19 protein-coding genes and 1 pseudogene are annotated in these 20,972 nt (G+C 37.9%); 13 read left to right on the top strand and 7 right to left on the bottom strand.

The window, feature by feature from the left end; all coding sequences use genetic code 11:
* The first annotated feature begins 8 nt into the window (after positions 1-8).
* The 4 genes and pseudogenes from dnaK (at position 9) to KTJ10_RS16510 (ending at position 4,765) form a co-directional block, all read left to right on the top strand.
* Positions 9-1,949, top strand: coding sequence for a molecular chaperone DnaK (gene dnaK, locus KTJ10_RS16525; RefSeq protein ID WP_002115449.1), 1,941 nt, complete (start codon positions 9-11; stop codon positions 1,947-1,949).
* A 330-nt stretch (positions 1,950-2,279) separates the two neighbouring features.
* Positions 2,280-3,185: a matrixin family metalloprotease gene (locus tag KTJ10_RS16520; RefSeq protein ID WP_199978464.1), complete on the top strand. Its 906-nt coding sequence runs from the start codon at positions 2,280-2,282 to the stop codon at positions 3,183-3,185.
* A gap of 95 nt (positions 3,186-3,280) precedes the next feature.
* Positions 3,281-4,289 (top strand): annotated as a pseudogene (locus tag KTJ10_RS16515) (M57 family metalloprotease).
* Positions 4,290-4,390: 101 nt separating this feature from the next.
* Positions 4,391-4,765, top strand: a complete 375-nt coding sequence (locus KTJ10_RS16510; protein ID WP_014207668.1) for a hypothetical protein — start codon at positions 4,391-4,393, stop codon at positions 4,763-4,765.
* Between the two features lie 63 nt (positions 4,766-4,828).
* On the opposite strand, the gene KTJ10_RS16505 is transcribed toward KTJ10_RS16510, so the two are convergent.
* From KTJ10_RS16505 to KTJ10_RS16490, 4 genes are all read right to left on the bottom strand, one after another.
* A complete protein-coding gene (locus KTJ10_RS16505; RefSeq protein ID WP_199114252.1) occupies positions 4,829-6,121 on the bottom strand; it encodes a lytic murein transglycosylase in 1,293 nt (430 codons plus the stop codon).
* Positions 6,122-6,806: 685 nt separating this feature from the next.
* Positions 6,807-7,928, bottom strand: coding sequence for a 5-(carboxyamino)imidazole ribonucleotide synthase (locus KTJ10_RS16500; protein WP_126645893.1), 1,122 nt, complete (start codon positions 7,926-7,928; stop codon positions 6,807-6,809).
* A gap of 9 nt (positions 7,929-7,937) precedes the next feature.
* A complete protein-coding gene (purE, locus tag KTJ10_RS16495; RefSeq protein WP_000994663.1) occupies positions 7,938-8,450 on the bottom strand; it encodes a 5-(carboxyamino)imidazole ribonucleotide mutase in 513 nt (170 codons plus the stop codon).
* Between the two features lie 183 nt (positions 8,451-8,633).
* Positions 8,634-8,996 (bottom strand): DMT family protein, encoded by a 363-nt coding sequence (locus tag KTJ10_RS16490; RefSeq protein WP_075384089.1) that lies wholly within the window; start codon positions 8,994-8,996, stop codon positions 8,634-8,636.
* Positions 8,997-9,236: 240 nt separating this feature from the next.
* Here KTJ10_RS16490 and mpl point away from each other — a divergent pair, with 240 nt between their 5' ends.
* Positions 9,237-10,610, top strand: coding sequence for a UDP-N-acetylmuramate:L-alanyl-gamma-D-glutamyl-meso-diaminopimelate ligase (gene mpl, locus KTJ10_RS16485; protein ID WP_032038268.1), 1,374 nt, complete (start codon positions 9,237-9,239; stop codon positions 10,608-10,610).
* A 68-nt stretch (positions 10,611-10,678) separates the two neighbouring features.
* Here mpl and KTJ10_RS16480 read toward each other — a convergent pair whose 3' ends face one another.
* Positions 10,679-11,929 carry a low temperature requirement protein A gene (locus tag KTJ10_RS16480; protein WP_262442453.1) on the bottom strand — a complete coding sequence of 417 codons (1,251 nt, stop codon included), beginning with the start codon at positions 11,927-11,929 and terminating at the stop codon, positions 10,679-10,681.
* A gap of 135 nt (positions 11,930-12,064) precedes the next feature.
* Here KTJ10_RS16480 and KTJ10_RS16475 point away from each other — a divergent pair, with 135 nt between their 5' ends.
* On the top strand, positions 12,065-12,661 hold the full coding sequence (locus tag KTJ10_RS16475) for a phosphatase PAP2 family protein (protein WP_262442452.1): 597 nt from the start codon (positions 12,065-12,067) through the stop codon (positions 12,659-12,661).
* A 317-nt stretch (positions 12,662-12,978) separates the two neighbouring features.
* Positions 12,979-13,932 carry a TerC family protein gene (locus KTJ10_RS16470; RefSeq protein ID WP_262442451.1) on the top strand — a complete coding sequence of 318 codons (954 nt, stop codon included), beginning with the start codon at positions 12,979-12,981 and terminating at the stop codon, positions 13,930-13,932.
* A 51-nt stretch (positions 13,933-13,983) separates the two neighbouring features.
* Here KTJ10_RS16470 and KTJ10_RS16465 read toward each other — a convergent pair whose 3' ends face one another.
* Positions 13,984-14,607, bottom strand: coding sequence for a nucleotidyltransferase family protein (locus KTJ10_RS16465; protein ID WP_086265142.1), 624 nt, complete (start codon positions 14,605-14,607; stop codon positions 13,984-13,986).
* Between the two features lie 136 nt (positions 14,608-14,743).
* Here KTJ10_RS16465 and KTJ10_RS16460 point away from each other — a divergent pair, with 136 nt between their 5' ends.
* The 6 genes from KTJ10_RS16460 to KTJ10_RS16435 all read left to right on the top strand — a co-directional run bounded on the left by KTJ10_RS16460 (position 14,744) and on the right by KTJ10_RS16435 (position 20,188).
* Positions 14,744-15,109, top strand: a complete 366-nt coding sequence (locus KTJ10_RS16460) for a hypothetical protein (protein ID WP_262442450.1) — start codon at positions 14,744-14,746, stop codon at positions 15,107-15,109.
* A 21-nt stretch (positions 15,110-15,130) separates the two neighbouring features.
* Entirely contained in the window at positions 15,131-16,291 is a 1,161-nt protein-coding gene (locus KTJ10_RS16455; protein WP_262442449.1) for a glutathionylspermidine synthase family protein, read from the top strand.
* Positions 16,292-16,584: 293 nt separating this feature from the next.
* Positions 16,585-17,640, top strand: coding sequence for an aromatic ring-hydroxylating oxygenase subunit alpha (locus KTJ10_RS16450; protein ID WP_262442448.1), 1,056 nt, complete (start codon positions 16,585-16,587; stop codon positions 17,638-17,640).
* Positions 17,641-17,696: 56 nt separating this feature from the next.
* Positions 17,697-19,022 carry a guanine deaminase gene (guaD, locus tag KTJ10_RS16445; protein WP_262442447.1) on the top strand — a complete coding sequence of 442 codons (1,326 nt, stop codon included), beginning with the start codon at positions 17,697-17,699 and terminating at the stop codon, positions 19,020-19,022.
* 214 nt (positions 19,023-19,236) lie between these two features.
* The gene (hpt, locus tag KTJ10_RS16440; RefSeq protein ID WP_004795560.1) at positions 19,237-19,764 is read left to right on the top strand and encodes a hypoxanthine phosphoribosyltransferase; all 528 of its coding nucleotides are present in this window, start codon (positions 19,237-19,239) and stop codon (positions 19,762-19,764) included.
* A 172-nt stretch (positions 19,765-19,936) separates the two neighbouring features.
* On the top strand, positions 19,937-20,188 hold the full coding sequence (locus KTJ10_RS16435) for a GlsB/YeaQ/YmgE family stress response membrane protein (RefSeq protein ID WP_000269732.1): 252 nt from the start codon (positions 19,937-19,939) through the stop codon (positions 20,186-20,188).
* A gap of 53 nt (positions 20,189-20,241) precedes the next feature.
* Here the strand turns inward: KTJ10_RS16435 and KTJ10_RS16430 are convergent, their stop codons facing one another.
* Positions 20,242-20,940, bottom strand: coding sequence for a DsbC family protein (locus KTJ10_RS16430; RefSeq protein WP_262442446.1), 699 nt, complete (start codon positions 20,938-20,940; stop codon positions 20,242-20,244).
* Between the last annotated feature and the right edge of the window lie 32 nt (positions 20,941-20,972).

Raw genomic sequence — 20,972 nt, 5'->3', positions numbered from 1 at the left:
AACGTCACATGGCAAAAATTATTGGTATTGACTTAGGTACTACCAACTCATGCGTTGCTGTACTTGAAGGCGATAAAGTAAAAGTAATCGAAAACGCTGAAGGCGCACGTACAACTCCATCGATCATTGCTTATAAAGATGGCGAGATCTTAGTAGGTCAAAGTGCTAAGCGTCAGGCAGTAACTAACCCGAAAAATACATTATTCGCTATTAAGCGTTTAATCGGTCGTCGTTATGAAGATCAAGCGGTACAAAAAGATATCGGTCTTGTACCTTATAAAATCATCAAAGCAGACAATGGCGATGCTTGGGTTGAAGTAAACGATAAAAAATTAGCGCCTCAACAGGTTTCTGCTGAAATCTTGAAAAAGATGAAGAAAACTGCAGAAGACTATTTAGGTGAAACAGTTACTGAAGCAGTTATTACTGTTCCTGCTTACTTTAATGATGCTCAACGTCAAGCGACTAAAGATGCGGGTAAAATCGCTGGTTTAGACGTTAAACGTATCATTAACGAACCAACTGCTGCTGCACTTGCGTTCGGTATGGACAAAAAAGAAGGCGACCGTAAAGTTGCAGTTTACGACTTAGGTGGTGGTACTTTTGACGTATCAATCATTGAAATCGCAGACCTTGATGGCGACCAACAAATCGAAGTGTTATCAACAAACGGTGATACTTTCCTTGGTGGTGAAGACTTTGATAACGCATTAATTGAATTCTTAGTTGAAGAATTTAAGAAAGAACAAAGTGTGAACTTGAAAAATGATCCACTTGCGTTACAACGTTTGAAAGAAGCTGCTGAAAAAGCAAAAATCGAGCTTTCTTCATCAAATGCAACTGAAATCAACCTTCCATACATCACTGCTGATGCAACTGGTCCTAAACACTTAGTGATCAATGTAACACGTGCGAAACTTGAAGGTTTAGTTGCTGATTTAGTTGCTCGTACAATTGAGCCTTGTAAAATCGCGCTTAAAGATGCTGGTCTTTCGACTTCTGACATCTCTGACGTGATCTTGGTTGGTGGTCAGTCTCGTATGCCACTTGTACAACAAAAAGTACAAGAATTCTTTGGCAAAGAGCCACGTAAAGACGTGAACCCTGACGAAGCAGTTGCTATCGGTGCTGCGATTCAAGGCGCGGTATTGTCTGGTGACAAAACTGATGTTCTTTTATTAGACGTAACACCATTAACTTTAGGTATTGAAACAATGGGTGGTGTATTAACACCAATCATTGAGAAAAACACGACGATTCCTGCGAAGAAATCACAAGTGTTCTCTACTGCTGCTGACAACCAGCCTGCTGTAGACATTTCAGTTTACCAAGGTGAACGTAAGATGGCTCAACAAAACAAATTGTTGGGTAACTTCCAATTAGGCGATATTCCACCTGCTCCACGTGGTGTGCCACAAATTGAAGTATCTTTCGACATCAATGCTGATGGTATCTTGAAAGTATCTGCTAAAGATAAGAGCACTGGTAAAGAGCAATCGATCCAGATTAAAGCGAACTCAGGTTTGTCTGATGCTGAAATCGAAGCAATGATTAAAGATGCTGAAGCGAATGCTGAAGAAGATCGTAAGTTTGAAGAACTTGCAAAAGCTCGTAACGAAGCTGATGCATTAATTTCAAGCTCGAACAAAGCTGTTAAAGATCTTGGTGATAAAGTTACTGAAGATGAAAAAACAGCTGTAAGCACTGCTGTTTCTGAACTTGAAGCAGCAACAAAAGAAAATGATGTAGAAGATATCAAAGCAAAAACTGAAGCTTTACAAAACATCTTGATGCCTATCACTCAACGTGCTTATGAACAAGCGCAACAAGCTGGTGGTGCTGAAGGCTTTGATCCAAATGCATTCCAAGGTGGCGATGCGGGTCAACAAAAAGCAGATGATGGCGTTGTAGATGCTGAGTTCACTGAAGTTAAAGATGACAAAAAATAATTTGTTTCTTTAATAAAAAACCGCGCTTAGGCGCGGTTTTTTATTTGTTACAAAAATTAACAATAATATTTTTAATGTTATTATTGAAATATTTCTGTCAGAAAGATCAATGATAAAAACTAAATATTTAATTTTAAATAATATTTTTTTGTTAAAAAACCACTGTTATTTACTACATTAATTATTTGATTATTGCCAAGTCTGAGAACATCTTTTTTAATTTCTCGATCAATATCACAAACGCCACCCAATCTATTGAGATTTTTATCATTTTGACGAATTAAATTAAGTAGCTAACAATAGGATTTATTTATATTTTTTTATTTTGCCATGAAAAAATTTCTATGGTGGGGATTGAGCTTATGCTTATGCATGGGCTTACAAACAACACTTTTTGCTCAAAGCAATCTGCCAATTCATTCATCTCATCAGCCTTTAAAATACCGAATTGCTTTTATTGATCCGCGGTTTCAACTTACTAAAGAACAACTAGTTGAGGTAAGTCGGCAAGCTGCTGAAATCTGGCAAAAAGAAACTGGAAAGACCTATTTTATTTATGATTCACAGGCTCAATTGTCAATTAACTTAATCTATGATGATCATCAAATATTTAAAGATGAACAACAAAACAATTTGGATGCACTTTTGCAAAAGCAGGAAGCGTGGCGTATTAAAAATGAAGAAATTATTCTAAATAAACAAGAGGTTGCTCAACTATCAAGTGATTTAAACAAGAAAAAGGCCAGTCTAAAAGCGGAGTTTGAACAATATCAACAAGATGTAACGCGCTTTAATCAAGGAGAACATCATTACTCTAGTGCCAATAATTTAAAAGAATGGCAAAAACAACTAGAGCAAAAATCAGAAAATTTAGGCAATGAATCCAACAGTCTAAATTTTAAAATTCAAGTACTTAACTTAAAGATTAAAGAGCTAAATCGAGAGCAAAGTGATTTAAGTGCCTTAAAAACACAATTCAAGTTAGAGCAAAAAACTAATATTCAACCCTTCCATAAAGGATTATTCAGTCAAAACCAAATCCAGATTTACGGCTATGCTTCTTTAAATGATTTACGCTTGACCCTTGCTCATGAACTTGGGCATGCTTTAGGTCTAAAACATACTACCAACCCAAAATCTTTAATGTATCCCTATTTAAAAGAGCAAGATATTCATAACTTTAAATTAACAGATTCAGATTTAGATTTATTAGGCTCAATTTATAGGTCCAATTAAGTAAAAATCATTAAAGTTAAATAATTAAAAAAACTAAATAAAACCAAATATATTAAATTTTTTCTAAAAAATAATTTGGCATTTGGTAAAAAATAATGAGACTAAAGTCTCATTTATTCATCAAAATCGTACGTTTTTTGATTGATTTTTCATTTTATATTCTTATAATACGTTTTTTTTAAAATCTCCCCTTCGATTATGCGTTTAACATCTTTGTTATTAGGCGTAGCCTTCGCTTTTTCTACTTTTCAGGCTAATGCTAATCTTGCAACTCCAGCTCATACTCAAATCCAGCAAACAACAGGTCAACATTTGACTTATAAAATTGCTGATATTGATCCACGTTTTGGTTTAAGCCAAGACCAGTTGATTCAAATTAGTCAACAAGCTGCGGACATTTGGAAACAAGGCACTGGACATGATTATTTTACTTATGATCCAAATGCAAAGTTAGAAATTCGTTTAGTTTACGATAATAACCAAAGCCGTTCTGAACAGCGCCAAAAAATCGCAGCTCAGTTCCAACAAGAACAGCAACGTGTAATTGATGAACAGCAACAAATTAAGCAATTGAAGCAAACTTTAAGTCAAACTCAGTCTAACCTTGAAAGTAAAAAGCAGATTTTGAACGAAAAATTGAAAAATTTTGACCAGCAAATGATGCAACTTAACCAAGGAAAATTAGCACCTGAATATAGTGCCAAATCTCTGGCTAAAACTCAAAAAGATTTGCAAAAACAAACTGTTGCTTTAAAGAAAGAAATTGCTGCATATAATCAGCAAGCTAAAGACTTAAATGTCAAAGTTACTCATTTTAATCAGATTAATAATGAGTTTAATAATTCATTGAACCAATTTAAGCAAAATGCTCAAGCGGATGTCTTTAAAAAAGGTATCTACAACGGCAAACAAATTGTGATTTATGAGTTTAAGTCTATTGATGATTTACGCTTAACGATTGCTCATGAGTTAGGACATGCACTTGGTTTAAAACATAGTGATCAACCAAATGCATTGATGTACTCAGTACGTAAAGATGGTGACAAAAAAATCACTGGACTTACTGATGCTGACCGTGATCTATTAAGTGCTTTACCTCAGTAATTAAAAGCTTGATATAAAATGATGTATCTATTTCTAGGTAGATACATCGAAATTGATATCAAAGTCATGTTATTGTGGTCATAAGAGCTAACGAAAATAGAATGGAGATCAAGATGAGTTATTATCATATCCTGATTGAAGTAAATGATCATATCAGCACAATTGAACAGACTCGCGATATTGAACTGTTTGATATTATTGAAATTAAACCATACCTCCATTCTATTTTAATTCCCTTTTTCAATGAGCATGAAATCGAGCTTGAGGATGAAAATATCGAATATAAAGATATTCTCCATCTTGAAGTAAAACAGACTCTGTTACCGATTGAACATTTAATTGAAGAAGAGCAAAAGCAATTACCAAGTGATACTGATGTCACGATCACTGCGTATGAAATCTTTAATGATCGTGATTTAAGCCAAGATGTTACGTCAGTTATTTTTGATATTTTGGAAGCAGTTAAATTAGAGTAATCATCTTATATAAGTACCTATAAAAAAGGTCTGCATGAGCAGACCTTTTTTATTATTTTCAGTTTATTGCATCATTTTCTGAGCTTGTTCTTGACGGAATGCACGTAAAATTTGTTGCCCTGCCCGTCCCGTTGGGTTTAAACCTAAACGAGTTTGCTCCTGACGAATAGCTACGCGGGTTTTATCTCCAATAAGGCCGTCAACTGCACCAATATCATAGCCACGATTAATCAAAAACTGTTGGATTTCACGACGTTCTGCACGTGAAGTTCCCGGATCATCAGTTGGCCAAGACGCAACAAATGGACCAGCACCTTTTAAACGATCAGATAAATGTGCAATGGCAAGTCCATAGCTTTCCGCAGCGTTATAGCTGTAGATAGCATCAAAATTCTTAAATACTAAAAATACTGGACCATTTACACCTGCAGGTGCCATTAAACCCGCTGAAGTATTGCCAGATAAAGCTCCTTGAACAAGTGGAGAACCATCAATTCGGGTTACCCCTCGTGCACTCCAGCTACTTAAAGCTTTCTTTGAACGTCGCCCTTCTCCATCAATTGACATACCTTGGGGAACTTTGACTTCAAAACCCCACGGCATTCCTGTTTGCCAACCTGCTTTATTTAAGAAATTGGCAGTTGAAGCCAGTGCATCAGCTGTACTCGACACTAAATCGCGGCGACCATCTCCATCAAAATCAACAGCTAAACGTTCATAAGTAGATGGCATAAATTGAGTATGGCCAAATGCTCCAGCCCATGAACCTTTCAATTGATCTTCGGTTAAGTCACCACGTTGTAAAATACGCATAGTGGCAAAAAACTCAGTGCGGAAATAACTTTGTCGACGCCCTTCACAACTTAAAGTCCCAAGTGCTTGTAATAAAGGGTATTTCCCAGAAATATCACCAAAATTACTTTCAACACCCCACACCGCTACAATTGTTTCCGGCGGCACACCGTAGGTTTGAGAAGCACGGTTTAAAACATCTCGATGTTGCGCCAGTTTTTGTTTACCAAGCTCAACGCGCTCTTCATCAACTAGACCAGAAAGATAATCCCAAATTGGTGTCGAAAATTCTGGTTGATAGTTTAATTTATCAATAACTGAATAATCTGGGGTCAAGTTTTGGGTATAACGATCATAAGTTGTACCCGATACTCCAGCAGCAATTGCTTGAGAACGTAAATTTGCCAAACAGCTTTGGAAATTATTATTAGGCGTATAATCTTCGCTCGTCACTACTGGAACAGTAGCACTGCTAGATATTGTAGAACCATTAATTACGAGCTCTGCTTGAGCCTGAGTCATCGCTAAAAATACAGAGCCAACAATACAAGAAAAACGTCGCATATTATCCTAGTTCGATTTTTAAATTTAAATTTGTAAGTACCATACCATTATGAGTCCAAAATTTCAGAGAGAAAACGTAAATTTGAATTCATAATCTCTACTTTAAATTCATTTCCCATGTTTTAAATTCAAACTTTCTACTTTATTTTTGAATTTAAAATTCTCTAGATCCAAATTATTAGTTTTAAATTCAAAAACAATACTCAAGTTTAAATTCAAAAGTACTTCTTTAAATTTAAAATACAAACCTCTCCGTATTGTGGATAACTTTATCCACAATACAACCAAAACACCTCTACCCCTTAATTCTATTCTATATCGCTTTATTATTTATTACAGATTAGAGCCAATCATCACAGAAATCCGTATTTTTAAATTTAAAAATCAGTCAAAAATTTTAAATTCAAAACCCTATACCAATAGATCTCTATTTTTGAATTTAAAAAAGTACATCCAACCCCATCATTTAAATTTAAAAATACTTTTGTGGATAACTAATTTTAAATTCAAAAGCACCCAAAACAGTTATTTGTGGTTTTAAATTCAAATTACAGTAGCTTTTTTTAAATTCAAAAGTTCAAATTAGAGTTATCCACAACTCAAAATATGCATGTTCTATTATTTTTTAAATTTAAAAGATAAAAAAGCGATCCGAAGATCGCTTTTTAGAGTATTAAATATACTTTTAGAGGGTCATATCTGCTGTTAAAGCGAGTGGTTCTGGCAAAATTTCTGCCAATTGACGGCATAAATTCGTCAATTCATTACTATCCACAGGCATTAAAGTGATATGGCCTAATTTGCGGCCAGCACGTTCAGACTTGTTATAAAGATGTAGATGAGCACCATTTAAGGCAAGTACATCTTCAGTTTTAGGATGCTGACCGATGATATTGATCATGACCGTTGGACGAACAACGTCTGTTGAACCCAATGGTAGACCTGCAACAGCTCGAATATGGTTTTCAAACTGGGAACAGACCGCGCCTTCAATTGACCAGTGGCCTGAGTTATGCACACGTGGTGCCATCTCATTTGCACACAAACCTTGTTCTGTTACAAATAGCTCTAGAGTCAGCACGCCAACATAGTTGAGATGATTCAGCAAACGTGTAATGTAGTCTTGAGCAACAGGTTGCAAAGCTTCACTATTTGGTGCCGGAACAATTGAATGCGATAAAATACCATTATGATGATGGTTTTCAGCCAGAGGCCAAGTTTTTACTTCACCATTTTGGCCACGCACCGCAATAATTGAAACTTCGCGAGAGAATTTAACAAAGCTTTCGGCAACTAGACTTTTTGCAGGACCAAGCTCAGCCCAAGCAGTATCAATCTGGTCTTCTGAACGAAGTACAAACTGGCCTTTGCCGTCATATCCACCAGTTGCAGTCTTAAGCACGATCGGTAAACCAAGCTCAGCCACAGCCTTTTTCAAGCTTTCTAAGCTATCTACAGCACGATACGGCGCAACAGGAATATTAAGCTCATCAAACAATGCTTTTTCTGACAAACGATTTTGCGCAGTTGCTAAAGCAACACGGGGAGGGTGCAATGTTTTAGTTTGTGTCAAAACATCCACATCTTCAACTGGCGTATTTTCAAACTCAAGACTGAAAACATCAGCACTTTCAATAAACTGCTTTAAACCTTGCTCATCTTGACTAGAAAAAACTTGGCCTAAAACACCTGCTGGACAATCTGTATTTGCTTCAAAAAAAGTACATTGAATATTTAATGGTAAAGCTGCTTGCGCCATCATACGGCCCAATTGCCCACCACCAAAAATACCGATAGTTTTATCCATTTCAGCCTCTTACACCTGACCCGGAATATTGTTGCTTGCAACTTTATCAGTTTGCGCAGCACGGAAATCAGCAACATTTTTTGCGATTTCTGGACGAGTTAAACCTAAGATTTGTGCAGCCATAATCGCAGCATTGGTCGCACCAGCTGGTCCAATCGCTAAAGTACCCACTGCGATACCTGCTGGCATTTGTACGATTGAAAGTAATGAATCTACACCATTTAAAATTGATGATTTAACTGGTACACCCAACACAGGTAAGTCAGTTTTTGCGGCACACATACCTGGTAAGTGCGCAGCCCCACCAGCGCCTGCAATAATCACTTGAATACCGCGATCACGCGCAGTTTCTGCATATTCAAATAAACGGTCTGGAGTACGATGAGCAGATACCACTTCCGCTTCAAATGGGACACCAAGCTGTTTAAGCATATTGGCAGTATGTTCAAGCGTTGCCCAATCGGACTGGGAACCCATGATAATTCCGACTAAAGGTTGGGTATCTGTTGCGACCGCGTTCATTGGCATTTCCAAAGCGTAAAAATGGTAAAACTCGACTTGTACCAAGCCAAGCATGAGAGAAAAAGATGAGGCCAATATTATAGCTGTTTTTTCACTCACCCCAAAGCCCAAGTTTATGAGGAAAAAGCATGAATCCGATGGATTTAACAACGATCTATCTGAAAACAAGATTTTGATTAATTTTTACTGGCTTCTAAATACGAAATAAACACAACCAAATAGGCATAACATTGCCCATAAGTAATCGAGTTTAAAGGGTTGCTTAAACAAGAAAATCATAAATGGCACAAACACAACTAGGGTAACCACTTCCTGAGTGATCTTCATTTCACCGAGTAACCAGCCTTGTGCGCTTAGCATACGAGTGGCAGGGATCATAAAACTATATTCAAGTAAGGCAATAATCCACCCGAATAGAATTGCTTGCCACAATGGGGCATGGTGCAAAAATTTAAGATGCCCATACCATGCAAGTGTCATAAAGCAGTTAGAAATAATTAATAGCGTAAAAGCTAAAACCGTTGGGCTCAAAGGCACATCCTTCATCATCACGATGATTTAAGTATTTTAACGATACAAAATATTATAAAAGATAAAACTGTAATTCAGCTTAAATCCAAAAAATAAACCTGTAGTTTTATCAGGGCCTCAAACACATAGAACAACAACGATTTTTGACTATCTTTTCGAGTTTAGCCTTGCTATCGTTGCTGGCAAATTTATCAATAATGCACACACAGCGATTCATTTTAATGTTGTGTACAAAAGCAGTGGAGAAGGCGAGCAATGCATCTGCATATCTTGGGTATTTGTGGCACTTTTATGGGCTCTTTAGCACTTTTGGCTCGTGATTTAGGACATAAGGTAACCGGTTCCGATTTAAACGTTTACCCACCGATGTCTACCCAGTTAGAAAATGCAGGCATTACACTCATGCAAGGCTATGATCGTAGTCATTTACAGCCTCATCCAGACTTGGTTATTGTCGGCAATGCCATGAAACGTGGTATTGATGCTGTGGAATATATGCTGAACGAAGGCTTGCCATATATTTCTGGCCCTCAGTTTCTTGCAGATCATGTTTTACAAGGCAAACATGTCCTTGGTGTAGCAGGTACTCACGGGAAAACAACAACTACGACCATGTTGGCTTGGGTACTTGATCAAGCTGGTTTAAATCCAGGCTTTTTAATTGGTGGTGTTCCACTTGGTTTTAGTGAAAGTGCTCGTTTAGGCGGTGGAAAATACTTCTGCGTTGAAGCCGATGAATATGACTCTGCTTTTTTTGATAAGCGTTCTAAGTTTGTTCATTATCATCCAAAAACGGCGATTTTAAATAACCTTGAATTTGACCATGCCGATATTTTTGATGACCTAGCAGCGATTCAAAAACAGTTCCATCATCTTGTGCGTACCATTCCAAGTGAAGGCCGGATTATTGCGCCAATTACTGAAACTCATATTGATGAAGTGCTTGAAATGGGTTGCTGGACACCAGTGATTCGTACAAGTTTAGAAGCGAATGAAAAAGCAGCTTTATCAGCCGAACTCATTTCAATTGATGGCAGTCATTTTAAAGTACTCGAAAATGGCAATGTCGTTGGCGAAGTGAAGTGGAGCATGACCGGTCAACATAGCGTAGCGAATGCTTTGGCAACAATTGCAGCCGCTCAACATGTAGGTGTTACGCTTGAACAAGCTTGTGAAGCTTTGTCTAACTTTGGCGGTGTAAAACGTCGTATGGAGTTGTTAGGCACAGTCAATGGTATTGAAGTCTATGATGACTTTGCTCACCATCCAACAGCAATTGACACAACTTTAGATGGCGCACGCAAACGCTTAGGTGAACGCCGTTTATGGGCCATTATTGAACCACGTTCAAACACCATGCGTATGGGCAGTCATAAAGATGGCTTAGCACACTCAGCACGCTTAGCAGACGAAGTCATCTGGTATCAGCCAGAAGGCTTAGATTGGGATTTACAACCCGTGATTGAAGCTGCTTCTAACCATGCTCAAGTGAGCCGTTCACTTGATGAAATTATTGAGCGTATTGTCAATGAAGCAGGTGAGGGCGATGCCGTTGTGATTATGTCTAATGGTGGCTTTGGTGGCTTACATCAAAAATTAATGAGCGCATTAAAAGCAAAAGCTGCTTAACTTCCGCTTTAGATAATTCAATAAAAAACGGGTTTCAAATTGAAACCCATTTTTTATATCAGTGACTTTTAAATCTTTTCTGGCTCTATATTGGCCATAAATTTATTGGAAACCATTAAACGTAAACTATAGACAATGCCCATCGCAAAAACGCTATATCCCACGTTATTACAAATAAACGGAATACATAAAATGATGAGCGCTGTGATTGGATAAAACCATTTCGTGATTCCAGATAAACACTGAAACTCATAAAGTATCCAAATACAGGTGGTATAGAGCACCACACTCACCGCAACGACTATTCCCATGTATAAATCAGAAATATGTGCATGATGAGTTGTAACATCAACGGCAGCAGCAAGCGCAGCACCTACCGCAGCAATACTGACAAAAACAAAATAATGACCGTATCCCCAAACAAATGGGCGTACACCTTTTACATGATGGTGTTGCTCACTACGATCAAAATAAGCCCACCACATTGCGAACATCAACATCAATCCACCGACCATCAAGAAAATGGCAGGGATATTCATTGACTGAGCGGCTAAAGCATCACGTATGGCATTAAAACTACCGACAATCGACTCACCCAACACAATAATTGTGAGTAAGGCATAACGTTCTACAATATGATGAGGATGCCACGGCGTTGGAGTATATTTTTCTGCATAGATGGGAATAAATAGCTCCATCACTGCTAAAAATAAAAATAGAGGAAGAGAAAGTATGTGTGCAAAATTAGCAACTAACCAACCTACCTGAACCAAGACAATGCCTACAGCATAGCGGTAAGCTGTAATACGCCTTGCTGGGTCATGTTTTGCAGCTCGGAGCCACTGAGTCACTAAGGCCATTCGCATGATCACATAACCAATAATGATTACATCAAAATCCTGACTACGAAATACATCAGGGATACCCGCTGCCATCACCAATGAACCTACAATCTGTACAAAGGTAAGGCATCGATACAATGCATCATCGTTATCATAAGCCGAGGCAAACCATGAAAAATTCATCCATGCCCACCACAGCGCAAAAAATACCATCAAATAACTTGGCAGCGCATGCCAGAGGTGATTTTCAATAATTGCATGATGTAACTGCTGACCTGCTGTTGCAATCGCGACCACAAAAATCAAATCGAACAATAATTCGAGGGGAGTTGCTGCTCTATGCTGCTGTTTTGGATCTCTTGGAGATAAAGGCCTCAAACTTAATTTTTTCTGTTTTTCTTGAGTAGTCATAAAATAACGTTCTCGAATAAAGTGCCAACACGTTAACACTTTAATATTAACGGCCAGAACACGCATTAAAAATTATCTAGACCTGCTGTTTAATCTTTACTCACAAACGAGCTATATTTCATTTTTGTGACAATTCTTTATCAAGACCTTAAGCTTAATTCTTTATCATAGCTCACGTTTTTGTTCGTGTTTGGAATATGAATGTCTTTAGAAACACTCAACCTTAGCTTATTCCATGTGATTAATGGAGCTCAGGATGCGAGTCAATTTATCATTCGTCTTGCTATCTTTTTCGCTAATGATCTCCTCTATATTCTTTTATTCATCCTTACATTTTTATGGTTTTATGGCGATCAAGATTTAAAAAATAGGGTTACTAAATCTGTCTTTTTAACCTGTGTTTCGCTTTTAGTCGGTTATGTTATTTCTCTGTTTTACCATCACTCCAGACCGTTTGTAATGGGTGTGGGTACTACGTTTATTGAACATGCACCAACGGCATCTTTTCCAAGTAATCACATGCTGATTTTCAGCACTATTGCTCTGTCTTATTTGTTTGCTCAGCGCAAAATGATTGGAATTATTCTGCTATTTTTGTCATTTGTAGTGGCGTGGTCACGTATTTATTTAGGTGTGCATTTCCCTTTAGACATGTTAGGGGCTTTTATTGTCGCACTACTAGTCAATACAGCGGGTTATTACTTCTGGAATACTTACGGTACAGCTTTGACCGCATTCTGTATTCACCTTTACCAAATTATATGCAAACCACTTTTAGACCGCGGTTTGATTAAATAATCCATAGATCTTTTTGCATTAGAACTACGACATTAAGTTCAGTTGCGTAATACAAAAAAATCTGCCATTCTATGTGGACTTGGATATGTTTTATCCAAAACAGAATTTAGTTTGACAAGGGGAGTAGCCTCCTCCAAACATAACAGCAATGTTATGTGTCAGATATCGTCAATACGCTTTTATTAAAAAGTCGGTATCTGAGCATCGTGAAATTCATGATGTAGGCAAGACCTTGATCATGTTGAAACAGATGTTTAATTCATCTGGCAACTGGTCGAGGTTTTTTTATGCCCAATTGCCGGATGTATGGAGGATTTATGGAAACAATCGGCAATTTATGGCTGTATGTAGCATTCTTTGGCATAGTCATTGTCATGCTCCTGATTGACTTTTTAGGCTTTAAGCAAAAGCAAGGTCAGGATGTCTCAATTAAGCAAGCTGCTTACTGGAGTGTGGCGTGGGTAAGCGTCGCAGCCTTATTTGGTGGTGGTTTATGGCTTTACCTACAACAAACGGTTGGGGTGACCTTAGCAAACCAAAAAACCATGGAATACTTTGCAGGTTACTTACTCGAAAAGTCCCTCGCAATTGACAACGTTTTCGTCTGGTTAATGATTTTCGCAGCGTTTGCTATTCCAGCTGTACTACAACGTAAAATTTTGCTCTACGGCGTATTAGGCGCAATCGTACTGCGTACCCTCTTTATTTTTATTGGTGCATGGTTCGTTCAAGAGTTTTCCTGGGTACTTTATATCTTCGGTGCGTTCTTGGTATATACAGGCTTTAAGTTCTTAAAAGGCCAAGAAGAAGAAACCAATATTGAAGATATCAAACTCTTAAAATGGTTACGTAACCATATGCGTATTACACCACAGCTTGAAGGTGACAAATTCTTTGTACGTCAAAACGGTTTATTATGGGCAACGCCGTTATTTCTAGTTTTGATTTTGGTTGAAGCTTCAGACGTGATTTTCGCCGTAGATTCTATTCCTGCTATTTTCGCGGTAACTAGCGATCCGTTTATTGTTTTAACGGCGAACTTAATGGCAATTTTAGGTTTACGCGCAATGTTCTTTTTACTTGCTGGCGCTGCAACTAAATTGCATTACCTGCCATACGGCTTAGGCATCATCTTATTGTTCATTGGTGCAAAAATGTTGTTGCTTGATGTATTCCACATGCCAATCTGGATCTCGTTAAGCTTTATTGTAATAGTGTTAGCAATCACTGCTTACCTTTCTTTACGTCATAATAAGCGACAAATCTCATAGAATCTTTACTTACATAATATTAAAGGGCTTTCATAGAAAGCCCTTTTTAAATTAGGAATTGACTATTTTTAATTTTGGCCATTGTTGTAACCAATTTTTGCTTTCTACACGATTTTTAAAAGTCTGATAACTAACTAGAGCTGAATTCCAACGTAGATTCAATTCAAATAAATCTGATAAGCCAAAAGGTGCAATTATTTCTAAATTACCGAAAGTGTCGAAACGTATTGCTACAGCTGTTGCTGTTTCTGACCATAATGATAATGCTTCCTCAATCGAAGTTAATGGTTGAATTTTTTCACCATTATCTTTACGGTACCATGTATGTACCAAAGCCTGATTAACAACATCCCAATCTTGATTTGGAAATTTGCTTTTTAAATCACTTTGCAATTCTTTTTGATAACTATCATCATATTCATTAGCATTATAATAAATCACATCCATATCACTTGTATTTAAATCATAAGTTTTGCCATGTAAATATGACCAAACAGTATTTCTCACAGCACCAGCACTTAAATAAACTTTTGGATGCAATTCGGAAATCATAGCTAATATCTTTAATAAACAAGGAGATTTCATCACTAAATCAATAAAATCTTGTTGATAATTATTATATATATTTGTCATATTTGGAAAAATACTAAAGTCATCCACCATGTAATAGTACATAGAAGCTCTGTACTTTAAAAGCGCTGATCAATATCATATGCCAACTTAAAATTTATCTTTCTTAATCAGAAACATAATAGATAACAGCTATTCGGTATTTTATGCCGAACATACTTATTAAAATGTGTGGAGTCTCATGCGTTCTAAAAAAATTAATCTTGTCGTTGTCCCTCTATTACTCACAGCATGTAGCCATAATGATGGTCCTTTAGTACAAGATGTATATAACAACCAATATGACTGTACTCGCGACTGGAATAATGAAACATGTGAAGAAGAAAATAGCTCAAGTGGACATGGTTCTAGCTATGTTGGTAGTCGCTATTTAGGTCCTGCGTATTATCAAAATAATCGGGAAGTTTCTTACCACGGTAATACCTTACATCCTTACAGCAATTTGAGTGTAGGCCGACCAGTTATTTCAAGCACAGCGAAAAGTTCGTCTTTTTCATCCCCAATTCGTGGTGGTTTTGGTCGTAGCGGTTTTTCTTTCGGCGGCTAAGTCTTTAGGCATTCACTTAATATGAAAAGAAAAATATTTACTCCACGACCAGACTGGCAAGTGGAGCATCAGAATATTGGTTTTGATTATTTCAATTTACCTTCCCTCGATGGCTCAATTTACTGGTCTGAAGGAGTTGCTTATGAGTTTACCCTTAAACAGATTGAACAACTGGAAGATGCGGCAAATGAACTGCATCAGATGTGTTTATCGGTAGTAGGAGACCTCATTCAACGGGGCGACTATCCTGCTTATTTCCAAATTTCAGAAACAGCCATAAGCCATATTGAACATTCATGGAAACAAAATGCTCCGATGCTGTATGGCCGCTTTGATTTCGCTTACGATGGGCGAAATATCAAAATGCTGGAATATAACGCCGACACCCCGACTGGCTTACTTGAAGCTTCTGTCGCGCAGTGGTTGTGGATAGAACAAGTCTCGGGCATTGCAAACCGAGACCAGTTCAATAGCATTCATGAAGATCTGATTAAACGCTGGAAGACAATTTTACCGCGTGGTAGCCATGTGTATTTTGCTGCTTGTCAGGAAGCGGGAAGAGAAGACTGGGGCAATCTAGAGTATTTGATGGATACTGCTTATCAAGCTCATCTACAAGTTTCCGAGCTTTCTATGGAAAATATAGGTTGGAACGGTCAAAATTTTGTCGATCTGCATAATCGCCCCATTCAAAACATATTTAAGCTCTACCCATGGGAATGGATCTGGGAAGAAGCCTTTTCTCAATATATCCATCCACGAATACAGTGGATTGAACCTTGTTGGAAAATGTTACTTTCAAATAAAGCGATTCTGGTTGAGCTTTGGAAGCGTTATCCAAACCATCCATTATTAGTCGAAACCCATACCTATGACCTGCAGCAAGCTTTGTCTGGCAAATGGGTGAAAAAGCCGATTTTGGCAAGGGAAGGGGCCAATATCCGAGTTTTACAAGACGGCCATGACCAAGGCGCGGCTTCTGGTAGCTTTTATTTTGATGACTATGACAAATACGGTTATGTCGTACAGAAATGGGTAGATACCCCATTATTTTCAGGACAACTGCCTACACTCGGTTTATGGATGGTTGGACATCAATGTGCAGGCATGTCTATTCGTGAAGATTGCTATGACATTATTGGTAATGATGCCCACTTTGCAGCACATTATTTTGTTGAGTAATAAAGGCCTAGTAATTTTAAAAAAAGCACTTTAAAAGTGCTTTTTTATTGTGCCTTCGACGCAGTCCATCAGTGCATTGTAAGTGCATTGCGAATAATGAACTTTAGTTTTAAAAGTTAAATTAGAACAAAAATTCAAAAATATAATGACTTAATCTTATGTAATTTAATACTTTTATTCTTGTTTCTTTAATTAAAAAAAACAATATTGGCAAGCTCTTTGCATCTCCTAAAAAGAAAAAAGCCTAGATTTTAAGGGCTCGCGAGAGCCCTGATTTTTTTAAGAGTGATGCCATGAATGCGATTCCAACTTTAACGCCCCTTGCCATGCCGTGTAACAGCAGTTTTGATGCAAAAGATTGGGAAATTTTATCGAACCATTGGTATCCCATCGCACGTACTCAAGATGTCTCTACTGCACCTCAACGAGTCACGCTACTAGACGTCAATATGGCACTCTACAAGACAGAAAGTGGAGAAATTCATCTGGTTCGAGACATCTGTCCACATCGTGGGGTGCCTTTAACCAAAGGTTGGGTAGATGGTGAGGAGATTGTGTGTCCTTATCATGGTCTACGCTATAACAGCGAAGGGAAATGTACCCAAATACCAGCTCAGCCCGAACTAACTAAAATTTCTGATCGTTTTTCTCTGACCAAATTTCCAGTTGTACAAAGATACGGCCTCATTTGGACCAGTATTCATGGTCGTGATATTGCTAAAGCCAATATTCCTGTATTAGATACTTGGGAGCATGCCGAACATCAAGCGATTTTACCGCCTTTTGTGGATATTGGTGGTTCTAGTGGTCGTCAGCTTGAAGGATTTATTGATGTCGCTCATTTTGCATGGGTGCATCACAACGCCTTTGCGAATCGTGATAACCCTGTCGTCCCTAAATATCACACTGAACGTACCGACTATGGTTTAAAAACGGTCTATATCAGCAATGTCAGTAATTATCCGCATGAACTAAAACATCTCGAGCCAGAAGGCTTTTTGTGGAAACGTACCTTTGATGTCTATCCACCTTTTTCAGCCGTACTCACGGTCGATTTTCCAGAAGGTGGGGTCTTAAAAATTTTGAATGCCTGTTGTCCTATCTCAAGTAATAAAACCCGTTTATTTGTTCCACTCACCCGTAACTTTGATCAAACAGGTGATTTAGAAAAGGTATATGCATTTAATGCCCAAATTTTTGCCGAAGACCAAGATATGGTCGAATCACAAAAGCCAGAAGAACTGCCGCTTGATTTAATGATGGAAGCACATTTTGAAGCAGACCGTTCATCAACAACTTATCGACGGATTTTAGCTGAATGGGGACTAAGTAAACGTTATACCGTTTAAATCTTGGCTAACTGGGGTACAATCAATCGAAAAAAGTGAAAATATAAAGGCTTTCCATGTCATTGATCGCAAATACCACCGTTGTGCGTGGTCGTTTTTTAGATATTCAGCAAACTGTCTCTGAGCCAACTGATATTCCAAATCAAGTGCGTTACTTGGAAGATGGTGTATTGATTAGTGAACATGGAAAAATCAAATGGTTTGGTGCATGGGAAGATGCAGAGCAGCATCTTCCTGCTGGAGTTGAGATTCAACATTATCCAGAACAATTGATTGTACCTGGCTTTATTGATACCCATATCCACTTTCCACAAACCGAAATGGTGGGAGCTTACGGCGAACAACTTTTAAGCTGGCTTAATACTTATACTTTCCCAACCGAAATCCAATTTCAAGACAAAGCATATGCAAGTGAAATTGCCCAGTTCTTTGTTCAAGAGCTACTGAAACATGGTACAACCACAGCACTGGTTTTCTGTACAGTTCACCCCGAGTCTGTGGATGCCTTATTTGAAGCCGCAGAACACGTTCAGATGCGTTTAATTGCTGGTAAGGTACTCATGGACCGCCATGCGCCTGAAGCACTTTGTGATACGCCAGAAACGGCTTACAGCGACACAAAAGCGCTCATTGAAAAATGGCATGGTAAAGGCCGTGCTCTGTATGCAATTACGCCACGTTTTGCACCAACGTCTACACCTGAGCAATTAGAAAGAGCAGGGCAGTTAAAACAAGAATTTCCAGATGTATATGTACATACCCATTTAAGCGAAAACAAAGATGAAATCTCTTGGGTGAAATCTTTATTTCCTGAACAAGCAGGCTATTTAGATGTTTATCAACATTATGGCCTGACTGGTAAACGTTCTGTATTTGCGCATTGTGTTCACTTAGAGGATCAAGAATGGCAATGTATGCATGATACGCAATCGGCTATCGCATTTTGTCCAACGTCAAACTTGTTCTTAGGCAGTGGTTTATTTCCATTGAAAAAAACATGGGAAAAACAAGTGAAAGTAGGTTTAGGCACAGATATCGGTGCTGGTACATCATTTAGTTTGCTGCAAACTGTTAACGAGGCTTATAAGGTTCAGCAATTACAAGGCGATAAACTTTCAGCTTATGAAGCGCTCTATCATGCAACTTTAGGTGGAGCAAAAGCACTTGATTTGCAAGATCAGTTAGGTAACTTCAATGTCGGTAAAGAAGCAGACTTTGTAGTACTAAATCTTAAGCCAACAGCATTACAGGAACTTCGCCAGACTAAATCTAAATCTGTTGAAGATTCACTGTTTGCATTATTCACTTTAGGTGATGACCGTAATATTGAGGCGACTTATATTTATGGAAACCGTGCTTATCAAAAAGAAACTGTCCAATAAAAACCGAGCCGTTAAGTTTTTGTTATTATTTGGAATATGTACTCTTGCATTAAAGCATGATCGACATAATCCGCAAAATGATAAAATTTCACCGCCATCAAAGGGTGCATGAAACGTCATTTTGCTTTAAAATTTTACCATTAACTCAGATTTTCGAGGTGTTGCAGGTCAACACCTTTTTTATTTTTTCTTTTATATCTTGTAGGAATCTGCCATGACTGTTGCAATGAGCATCATGATTTCAACCGAAGAAATTCAAGCAAAAGTCAAAGAGCTCGGCGAGCAAATTAACGCTCACTATGCAAATAGTGATAAAGAATTGGTCCTTATTGGACTACTTCGTGGTTCTGTTATTTTCATGGCAGACTTGTGCCGTACAATTACCAAACCGCATGAACTCGACTTCATGACAGTGTCTAGTTACGGCGGCGGTACGACTTCAAGTCGAGATGTTAAAATCTTGAAAGATCTTGATGGTGAAATTCGCGGTAAAGATGTATTGGTTGTTGAAGATATTATCGACTCAGGTAATACCTTAAGCAAAGTGATGGAAATGTTGCAAACTCGCGAGCCAAATTCGATTCAATTGTGCACATTAGTGAGTAAACCATCACGCCGTGAAATTGATCTAGAAGTGAAATTTTTAGGTTTTGAAGTTGAAGACAAGTTTATTGTAGGTTACGGTTTAGACTATGACCAGAAATATCGCCATTTACCGTTTATTGGTGAAATTGGTTTATAAATTTCAGAGAAATAGCACCGTAAGGTGCTATTTTTTTATATAAAACTTTAGATTTGAACAAAAAGGACACAAAAAGTCGCAATCTGCTACAGACAAAATAGACAGCTCTACCGCACGATAGAATATGAAGCAAAATCATTAACTTCATCAAAAAAACAACTGGAGAACAAATATGTGGTCACTTATTGTCGCTATTGTAGTTGGTTTCTTTGCTGGCTTAATCGCTCGTGCTTTGCATCCTGGGGATGATAAAGCAGGTTTCATCGTAACAACCTTGATTGGTATTGCAGGTTCACTTTTAGCCACTTATGGTGGTCGCTTACTTGGACTTTACGGCGAAAACTCAGCTGCTGGCTTTATCGCATCCGTGATTGGTGCAGTCATTATTCTTTTTATCTACAACTTGATTGCACGAAAAAGCTAAACTTTAATTCATTTATAAAAAAAGCACCTTATGGTGCTTTTTTTAAATTTATTTTAAAGACCTAACTCTTTCCATACGGCCTGAATTTCTTCAGCAGATCGTGCACCCACCAGTTTAAAGCCATTTGCAAAAATCAGGGTAGGAGTCCCATTAAAGCCTAGTTTTTTTCCTAGTTCCAAATTACGGTCAATGGGGTTTGGACAGCTCGTAACCGTTGGTTTAACGCCTTGCTGAATCAGTTTTTTCCATGAGTAAGATTGATTTGGTGCACACCAAACTTGTCTAGAAACAACAATAGACTGTGGTTTTAAAGGATAGATGAACGTGTAAATAGTCACGTCTTTAAGCTTGTCGAGTTCAGGTTCAAGCTGCTTACAATAAGGACAATTTGGATCAGAAAAAACTGCTAAAACATGCTGGCCATTACCTTTGACTGTTTTAATTGCATCTTTTAAAGGCAGCTGTTTCCAATCAATTGAGTTCTGTCCTAAAACTAGATCTTTGGTTAAGTTTTTCTGGTCTCTTAACCGAATCATAGAACCCACAAACATATGTTGCCCATCTTCACCAACATAAATGATTTGTTGATCGAGATTAGCACTATATAGTCCAGGCATTTCGGTTTTCTGGATATTGCTGATTTTCAAATTAGGATATTGTTTTGTAATATTTTCCCGAACAGTATCCACATTGGCAAAACTCACACTTGCAGTTAAGCTAAATAATGCCAATATTCCTAATTTTTTAAGCATAAAACCGACTCATAGGTAGGAGAGGAGATTAT

The sequence above is a fragment of the Acinetobacter sp. WU_MDCI_Abxc222 genome, assembly GCF_025514755.1.
Lineage (GTDB): Bacteria > Pseudomonadota > Gammaproteobacteria > Pseudomonadales > Moraxellaceae > Acinetobacter > Acinetobacter geminorum.
This window is presented reverse-complemented; position numbering and strand designations above follow the sequence as displayed.